The 8,204-nt window shown below is 70.5% G+C and carries 10 protein-coding genes and 1 pseudogene; 7 read left to right on the top strand and 4 right to left on the bottom strand.

Annotated features, from left to right (window positions below; all coding sequences use genetic code 11):
- The 4 genes and pseudogenes from QMK30_RS28185 to QMK30_RS28170 form a co-directional block, all read left to right on the top strand.
- Positions 1 to 233: pseudogene (locus tag QMK30_RS28185) on the top strand (hypothetical protein); the annotation flags it as partial.
- 15 nt (positions 234 to 248) lie between these two features.
- Positions 249 to 1,013 carry a bestrophin-like domain gene (locus tag QMK30_RS28180; protein WP_283521150.1) on the top strand — a complete coding sequence of 255 codons (765 nt, stop codon included), beginning with the start codon at positions 249 to 251 and terminating at the stop codon, positions 1,011 to 1,013.
- 235 nt (positions 1,014 to 1,248) lie between these two features.
- Positions 1,249 to 1,668: a hypothetical protein gene (locus tag QMK30_RS28175; protein WP_283521149.1), complete on the top strand. Its 420-nt coding sequence runs from the start codon at positions 1,249 to 1,251 to the stop codon at positions 1,666 to 1,668.
- Between the two features lie 168 nt (positions 1,669 to 1,836).
- Entirely contained in the window at positions 1,837 to 2,361 is a 525-nt protein-coding gene (locus tag QMK30_RS28170; protein WP_283521148.1) for a hypothetical protein, read from the top strand.
- A gap of 92 nt (positions 2,362 to 2,453) precedes the next feature.
- Here QMK30_RS28170 and QMK30_RS28165 read toward each other — a convergent pair whose 3' ends face one another.
- Complete coding sequence (locus QMK30_RS28165; protein WP_283521147.1) at positions 2,454 to 2,933, bottom strand: hypothetical protein; 480 nt, start codon at positions 2,931 to 2,933, stop codon at positions 2,454 to 2,456.
- Between the two features lie 310 nt (positions 2,934 to 3,243).
- Between QMK30_RS28165 and QMK30_RS28160 the strand changes: the two genes are divergently transcribed.
- On the top strand, positions 3,244 to 3,903 hold the full coding sequence (locus QMK30_RS28160) for a class F sortase (RefSeq protein WP_283521146.1): 660 nt from the start codon (positions 3,244 to 3,246) through the stop codon (positions 3,901 to 3,903).
- A 40-nt stretch (positions 3,904 to 3,943) separates the two neighbouring features.
- Here QMK30_RS28160 and QMK30_RS28155 read toward each other — a convergent pair whose 3' ends face one another.
- Positions 3,944 to 4,807, bottom strand: coding sequence for a polysaccharide deacetylase family protein (locus QMK30_RS28155; RefSeq protein WP_283521145.1), 864 nt, complete (start codon positions 4,805 to 4,807; stop codon positions 3,944 to 3,946).
- A 91-nt stretch (positions 4,808 to 4,898) separates the two neighbouring features.
- The gene (locus QMK30_RS28150; protein ID WP_283521144.1) at positions 4,899 to 5,273 is read right to left on the bottom strand and encodes a hypothetical protein; all 375 of its coding nucleotides are present in this window, start codon (positions 5,271 to 5,273) and stop codon (positions 4,899 to 4,901) included.
- A gap of 130 nt (positions 5,274 to 5,403) precedes the next feature.
- On the opposite strand from QMK30_RS28150, the gene QMK30_RS28145 reads away from it, so the two are divergent.
- Positions 5,404 to 5,862 (top strand): universal stress protein, encoded by a 459-nt coding sequence (locus tag QMK30_RS28145; protein WP_283521143.1) that lies wholly within the window; start codon positions 5,404 to 5,406, stop codon positions 5,860 to 5,862.
- 184 nt (positions 5,863 to 6,046) lie between these two features.
- Here the strand turns inward: QMK30_RS28145 and QMK30_RS28140 are convergent, their stop codons facing one another.
- Positions 6,047 to 7,243, bottom strand: coding sequence for a CapA family protein (locus tag QMK30_RS28140; RefSeq protein ID WP_283521142.1), 1,197 nt, complete (start codon positions 7,241 to 7,243; stop codon positions 6,047 to 6,049).
- Between the two features lie 319 nt (positions 7,244 to 7,562).
- Here QMK30_RS28140 and QMK30_RS28135 point away from each other — a divergent pair, with 319 nt between their 5' ends.
- Positions 7,563 to 8,105 (top strand): sigma-70 family RNA polymerase sigma factor, encoded by a 543-nt coding sequence (locus tag QMK30_RS28135; RefSeq protein ID WP_283521141.1) that lies wholly within the window; start codon positions 7,563 to 7,565, stop codon positions 8,103 to 8,105.
- The last annotated feature ends 99 nt before the right edge of the window (positions 8,106 to 8,204 follow it).

The following is an 8,204-nucleotide window of genomic DNA, read 5'->3' as shown; positions in this document are numbered from 1 at the left end:
CCTTCACCCCGCCTCGCCCGTCTCCGCCGCCACCACCCCCGTCATCGCCCCGGCCCCCCTCACGGTCCCCGGTGGCCCACCCCGGACCGAAGGGCACGCAGGTCGCTCTCCCCACCTACCGGCGGGCCACCCGCCAGGAACCCCGGGGCGGCCCCTCCCTGGTGTCCCTCACCCTCCTGGTCACCGCCCCCGCCGTATTCGCCGCAGCCGTGCTGCGCCCCCGATCCCGCTAGCCGACGGAGGCTCTCATGTCGGAATGGCTTGTTCTCAGCATCGCGATGGCGTCCGCGTGTGCGGTCGTTCTCGCCATCACCGTCATCAACCACCGCCGTGTGGGCGAGGACGACGACCCGTCCGAGACCCCGGACGTCATCGAGTACATGGCGATGATGATCGGCGTGATCTACGCGATCGTCCTGGGCCTCGCCATCGCCGGCGTCTGGGAGGGCCGCAGCGCCGCCCAGGAGTCAGTACGCCAGGAGGCCCAGGCCCTGCACGAGGTCAGCGCACGGGCCGAGGTCTACCCCCTCGAGGTCCGCGACCGCATCCGCGCCGACGTCGACGCCTACGTCTCGTATGTCGTCGACACCGAATGGCGCTACATGAGCGACCACGGGTCCCTCGCCCCCCGCGGCACCGCTCTCCTTGAGCAGGTGCGCCGCGACGTCACCGACTACGAGCCGAAGACCGACCACGAGGGCCAGGCGTACCAGCCCCTGGTCGACCAGGTGGCCTCGGCCGACGACGCGCGCGGCGCCCGGGGGCAGGGCGCCTCCGCCACGATGCCGGGCGTCGTCTGGTTCGGGCTCATCATCGGAGCCGCGATCGCGGTCGGCCTGATTTTCACCCTCCAGATCCGCCGCACCCCACGCGAACTCCTCCTGGCGGGCCTCTACAGCGCCCTCATCGCGTTCCTGCTCTTCCTCATCTGGGACTTCGACGCCCCCTTCGGCCGAGGCATCTCAGCCACCGCGGGCCCCTTCCTGGACCTCTTCCCGAACGCCCAGAAATGACGGCAGGACGGTCCGGGGGTCACTGAAGCCCCTGGGCCCCGGAAGTTCTCGGCGCATGCCGGCGCCGCACGGCCCGTGGGCCGTGCGGCGCCAGTGCTCCGAATACCGGCGCTCCGGAAAACGGCGGAGCCGCAGGCGCCAGGCCCGGGAGGACTACCCGAATAGCAGTCGAACACCCTGAAAACGCCCTCTCGGCGCGGCAGACTGGAGAAGTCCGCAAGGGGAGGGGCTCCTCATGTCCGTGTTCCAAATCTCTTGCCCGACAAGGTTGTTGTTCCTCGACAGCGAGCTCGCCGAGCTGCGTCGGATCGAGGGCGGCGGCTTCGAGGTCGAATCCGCGCTGTACTGCTCACTCCAAGCCGGTCACACCGGTCTGCACCACGCGTACACCCAGGGAATCAGGGGCACGAGCGAAGTGCCGCCCCAGAATCTCTGGACCCGCTGGTCGTCGCAGGACGAGTACGGCCCGCTGCGCGAGACGCTCATACTGCCCCGCTGCCCTGCCACTTTCCTGGAGGGCTCCACCGCGGCCGAGTGCTGCGGGCTGCCGCTGGACCACAAGGGCAGGCACGGGTTCGAATTCGGTCCGCCGATCACCGAGGCCGACCTGCTGCCCGACTGGCTCTTCAGGCTCTTCTTCCCGCCGGAGGAGTAGGCGAGGGCTGTGACGGTGAGCCGAGTGGGGGACATTGATGCCCCATTCGCGCGACTGTGATCGCGCGTCGGCGCCAGCGCTCCTAGCGTGCCGGGTATCGAGGTGCATTTCCCGCTATGTGTGGATATCAGTTCCGCCGCTGCTCCTCGGGGACCCGGAGGATTGACCATGCGCGCGATACGTCTCGCATCCGCCGCCGCGCTCGGCATTGCCGCTCTCTCGCTCGCCGCTCCCAGCGCCTCGGCCGACGACCAGAAGGCCGCGGCGCCGGTGCGTGGCACCATCACTCCCTCCACCATCGCGGCGGGCGGGCAGGTCACGCTGGCCGTGCCCGGCTGCGCCGGCAACGCCACCGCCGACTCGGGGGTATTCGACACCACCACCATCCCCACGGGAACGGCCAAGGCGGTCAGCGTCTTCACGGACGCCAAGCCCGCCGCCGTGTACACGGTGACGTTCACCTGCAACGGCGTGACGAGTACCTCCGAACTCACCATCGCCGGTGGCGCCCCGACCACCAGCTCCACCACCGCCCCCACGACCACCCCGACCGGCCCCGCCAGGGGTGGTCTCGGTGGCAGTGTCAGCGGGGTGGACTCCAAGGAGATCGCCGCCGGTGCGGCGATGGTCGCCGTGGCCGCCGGTGCCACCGTCTACGTGGTGCGCCGCCGCACCAGCAGCCGCCGGCACTGACGCCGAACCGCCCCACACGCCCGTCGCCCCGAATCCGGACCAGGATTCGGGGCGACGGGCGTTTATGGCAGGTGCCGCGGCACTCCGCGCGATCAGATGCCCGCGCCGTTCAGGCGACGGCGGCGCGCGATGAACAGGCCGCCGCCGAGGGCCGCCGTGGCGACCAGGCCGGCGCCGACCGCCATCTCGGTGTCGGACGGGCCGACCGATCCACCCAGACCGCCCTGCGCGCCACGCCCCGCGAGCACGGTGAACTGGTGGGTGGAGACCATCGAGTTGTCGTTGCACTTCACGGCCAGGTTGTAGTGCCCCGGCGTGGCGTTGTGCTTGATCCTCGCGGTGGCGTACCCGGTGGCGCCCGCCGACAGGTGCGCCTGAGGGAAGGCGTTGGACGTCACCATGCCGCCGTGACCGCACCCGGCGGCGCTGACCTGCATCGTGCTGCCCTGATGGACCGAGTACGGGTTGACGGTGACATTGCTCGGGCCGTTGGTCGCAGCGGCCGTCGGAGCAGCGAGAGCGACCGCCGCGCAAGCCGCCGCAGTCACCGCAAAGGCGCGTGAAGCACGCATCGTAAAACCTCCATGGGACGGCGCCCCGGAGCGGTGCTCCGGGAAGATCGACGAGAACGCCTCCCATGACGAACACTCACCGGGCCCCGCAATTACCGCATTTCGGGACTGGTCCACCCCGGTGAGGCGACACGCCGGTACGGAGGGTCCAAATCTGACGGACCCGCAGGTCACAGACCGTCAGATGATTTGTACGATGAGTTACCCGGATGGGTCACTGCGGGCTGCCACACCACCCGTTCGCCCTCCACATCTCGCCGCCCCCGGGCCCCGCGCATAGCGTCCCTACAGACGCGACGAAGGGAGCACCATGGGCCAGGAGTACAGCGGCTCCGCGCCGAGGAGACGCTCACCCTGGGGGGCCGTGGCCCTCGTGATGCTCACCGGTCTCGCGCTGATGCGAAACGGCGTCGACGTGTCGCTCGGCCCGCCGCAGCCCGCATCCGCCGCGGCTCTGGACAGCCGGGCCAACACCGCGGTCGCCGCCGCACCGCGCGCCGTCGTCGAGCCGCTGCCGTACGCCCCGGCCTCCCGGGTGCGTCTGCCCGACATCCGGATCGATGCCCCGGTCGTGGATGTGGGCCTCGATGCGAACGGGTGGATCGACGCACCGCCGCCGCAGGACGCGAACCTCGCCGGCTGGTACCAGAACGGCATCTCCCCGGGCCAGAAGGGCACGTCGATCATCGTCGGCCATGTCGACAACGCCGCCGGGCCCGCGGTCTTCTTCGGTCTCGGCTCCCTCAAGAAGGGCCACCGCGTCGAGGTGACCCGCTACGACGGCCGGGTGGCTGTCTTCGAGGTCTACGGCGTCGAGGTCTTCTCCAAGGAGCAGTTCCCGGGCGCCCGGGTGTACGGAGACACGGGGCACCCGGAGCTGCGGGTCCTCACCTGCGGCGGCGGCTACTCGAAGGCGGGCGGCTACGCCGGGAACGTCGTCGTCTTCGCGAGGCTGATCGCCACCCGCTGACGGGCCGCCGACCGGCCGGGGTTCCGGCCGGTCGGCGCACTCAAGCGCGAGGCATCCCCCGCGGCGCGGAGCTCGGCACCGTGATCCGGTAGCCCGCGTCGAGCAGCTCCGGCAGATAGGTGCGCAGCGCCACCACGCTCTGCCCCCGGTTGCCGCCCGCGTCGTGCGAGAGCACCACCACCCCGGGGCCCGCCCCGCCCCGCACCCTGCGGATGATCGTGCCGGTGCCGGGCTCCTTCCAGTCCAGGGTGTCCACGGTCCAGCCGAGCGGCTCCATGCCGAGTTCCGCGCCGATCTGGAAGGAGGCCCTGTTCCAGGCTCCGTACGGTGCGCGGTACCAGGTCGGGGCGTCGCCCAGGGTCTTTTCGATGACCTCGCTGGTGCCGCCCAGCTGGTCGCGGATCCGGGCCCGCGACAGGCTCGGGATCAGCGGATGGGACCACGTGTGGTTGCCGACGACATGCCCGTCGGCAGCCATCTCGCGCAGCAGGTCCCCGTTGTGGACGGCCATCTCCCCGCAGACGAAAAACATCGCCCGCACGTCGTAGCTCCGCAGCGTGCGCAGGATGTCCGGGGTGTAGCGCGGGTCGGGACCGTCGTCGAAGGTCAGCACCATGGCGCGGCCCAGCCCCGGCATCCGCAGGAAAGGCCGCCGACGCACCGGGGGCCGCGCGGGCCGGAAGGAGGGCGGGGCATTCGCCGTCATGGGCTGCAGCCGGTACGCCGATGACTTCGCGGGGGTGCTCGCCTGGGGACCGGCCGCCGGGGGCGGATCTCCCGAGGGGAAGCGTCCGGGGGTCTGTGCCGGGTCCGTGTTGAGCCCCCGCAGGACGGTGGCGGCCCCGAGACAGGCGGTGCCCCGCAGTACGGTCCGGCGCCCCGGAAGGATCTGATCCCTTTTCATGACCAATAGCTCGCACGGGGGCAGGCCCAAGTGGCTGATCAACACCGGCAACGGGCTGTGAAGTACCCGATGGGACGAGCCCACGCGCACTTCACTGACGGCGTACGAGGGAGAAAGGCAGCGTCTCGCTGATCCTCGACCAGGCGCTCGTACATTTCGAGGACGACATCGCCGCGGGGGCGCACAGGACCAGGTTCGGGATCCACGTCCACTCCACGACGTACAGCAGCGCCAGTACATCCACCGCGAGGAGCAGGGCCAGATAGGTGACGACCAGCCACCACGCGGCCTTCTTCCGGGCGGCGCTCGCCGCGGCGAGCAGCAGCAGGAAGACGGCGTGGGCGAGGTTGACGCTGACCGGGACAGTGACGGTGTCCAGGAACCGGGTGACGGGACCCAGCAGGCTTCTGAGCGGCGGGATGAGCGAGAGTACGGCGCAGTACAGGCCGAGCACGCCGAAGAACATGGCGAACCGTCGGGCACCCGGGCCAGGAAGCGGCTGCCGGCAGAAGTGGGCTTCACCGCGCCGGCACTCATGTCCGCACTCCAGGGAGGGCGCCGCCGGGGCGCCTGTCGGGCCCGATAGCCTCGCTGCTGTGACAGAGCGAGGGCATCAGTTCGAACGCGGCACCGACGGGCCCAAGGTGATCGTCGCCGGCCTGGACGGATCCGACTCCTCGATGCGCGCGGTGGCGTACGCGGCGGGCCTCGCCCGGCGGCAGAACGCGCTCCTCGCCATGGTGTACGTCCAGCCGGTGATGCCGGCCGGGGCCGCGCTCGGGGTGCCGGTCGCCGGAACCACCGAGGAGATCGCCGAGGATCTGATGAACGAGATCCGCACGGCGGCGCACCGGGTGAAGGACGCCTTCGAGGTGCGCTGGGAGTTCCACACCTTCCGCGGCGACCCGTACAACGGTCTGGTCACCGCGGCCGACGAGCTCAAGGCGGACGCGGTGATCGTTGGGGCGTCGGAGTCGGCGGGCCACCGGTTCATCGGCTCGGTGGCGTTGCGGCTGGTGAAGGCCGGACGCTGGCCCGTCACGGTCGTGCCGTAAACCCGCACACCGTAAACCGGGCAGACTCCTCACTTCGGCGAGGGTGAGTCGTCTTCGGTCGCGCTCCTGGCTCTGATCACTCTGGTCATCTACTTCGCGTACTCCTACCGCAAGGCGGAGCTGGCGAAGGCGCCGGTGTGCAAAGCCCCCCCGACGCCCCATGGACCCATCGGGCGGGTGTGGGCTACTCGCCCATGAGCAGGCCGTCCTTGGCCGCGCCGCGGCTGAGGACGACATTGCGGATACGGTCGCGTACGCCCTTGTAGTCGGCGCCGCGGGACATCACGGCATTGAGATTCACCGCCCGGCCCTCCTCGGTGTCGAACCACTGCGGGATGAACTCCGCCTTCTTCACCGCCCAGCGCTCTCCGGGCCGGGCGGGCGGTGCGAAGGTGAAGCGGCCGATGGTGCCCTGGTTGCCCCGCGCGTCGTTCTCACCCGAGTAATTGATCATCGAGCCTGCGATCTGGTCGCCCATGCCGTAGATGACCCAGGTGCCGTTGACCTTCTCGTACGCCTGCGGGACATGGGCGTGCGTACCCAGGATCAGGTCGATGTCGGGGCGTCCCGCGGTCTTCGACGCGGTGAGCGCCCTGCCGAGGCGCAGCTGCTGACCGTCGGGGGCGTCCTGCCACTCCGTGCCCCAGTGCAGCGAGACCACCACGACATCGGCGCCCGCCTTTCTGGCGGCACGCGCGTCGGCGAGGATCTTCCGTTCGTCGATCAGGTTCACCGCCCACGGCCGCCCCTTGGGCAGCGGGTAGCCGTTGGTGCCGTACGTATACGCGAGCTGGGCGACCTTGGCGCTGCCCGCGTCCAGCAGGGCGGGCCGCCGAGCCTCGGCGGCGGAGCGTGCCGAGCCGACGTGCTTGATGCCCGCCTTGTCGAGCGCGGCCAGGGTCCTGCCGATGCCTTCGGTACCCGCGTCCAGGGTGTGGTTCGACGCGGTGGAGCAGGCGTCGTAGCCGGTGGCGCGCAGCCCCTCGGCCACCTGCGGCGGGGACTTGAAGTCGGGGTAGCCGGTGTATGGGCCGCCCTTGGCGCCGTACACCGTCTCCATGTGGCAGATCGCCAGGTCGGCCCGGGAGACGACCGGCTTGACCCCGGCGAGCATGGGCGCGAAGTCGTAGCCGTTGCCGCCCGCGTCCGCGCTCGCCTGCCGGATGATCGAGGCGTGCGGAAGTACGTCCCCGGAGGCGACGAGGGTGAAGCCGCGCCCGGCGGACGCCGCGCCGCCCGCCGCCGAGGAGGCCGCCGGGCGTGCGGAGTCCCGGGGCGGGACCGGCGCGGGGGCCGCTGTCGGCGGTCCGGCGCAGCCTGTGGCACTGCCGATCAGCAGAGCGGCCGCGGCCACCGCGCCCTGCAGCTTGCGCTTCGTCATGGAACCGACTTCCGTATGGGGATTAATACGTAGATATGAATCCATACGTGGGTCAGGGGGATGTCAAGGATCGGGGCCGCCGAGGTCACTGGAACGGACGCGATGGCGGACGAGGCGAAGGACGCGGTGACAGGCGCCGTGAGGGGCGCGGCGGAGGACGCGGTGACGGGACCGTTCGTCGCGCCGTTCGACCGCTCACCGCACGCCCCTGCCGCCCGTTCGGCCGCGCCGCGCCGCACCGCCGCATTCTCGCCAGGTGGCGGATACCTTCGCGGCCGTCCGGCCAACGGCCAACCGGTCTCGCGAAGGAGCGTTTACGGTGACTTCCTCCCTCCTCCAGCAGCACACCGACGAACGAGAGCTGGCCGATCTCCAGCGTGAGCACGGCACGGCGCTCTACGGTTTCCTGCTCGGCCTCACCTACGGGGACCGGCAACGGGCGGAGGATCTGCTGCAGGAGACGCTGGTCCGGGTGTGGCAACATCCCGAGGCGTTGGCCAGCGACCACGACTCGATGCGCCCCTGGCTGTTCACGGTGGGCCGCAGGCTGGCGATCGACGCCCGGCGGGCCAGGCGTGCCCGGCCCCACGAGGTCACCGCGGACGTCCTGGAGCAGTCCGCGGTGCCCGGCTGCGACGACCACACGGAGCGCTCGGTCACCGCTCTCGATGTGCGGGAGGCCGTCAAGGCGCTGCGGGGCGAGTACCGCGAGGTGCTGACCCAGGTCTACTTCCGCGGTCGGTCCGTGGCGGAGGCATCCGAAGCACTCGGCATCCCGGCGGGGACCGTCAAGTCCCGGACGTACTACGCTCTGCGCGCGTTGAAGAAAGTTCTGCCGGGCTACGGTCTGGATACCGACTGAGGCTCTCACGTCCCAACTGCATCACTGACCGCCTGTTTTCCCTCCAGTACCCGTGCAGACCAGGCCGAATTCGAAACCAGAGCGCCAAGTTGAGTAAAG

Source organism: Streptomyces sp. H27-C3 (assembly GCF_030063415.1).
In the GTDB taxonomy this organism is placed as follows: domain Bacteria; phylum Actinomycetota; class Actinomycetes; order Streptomycetales; family Streptomycetaceae; genus Streptomyces.
This window is presented reverse-complemented; position numbering and strand designations above follow the sequence as displayed.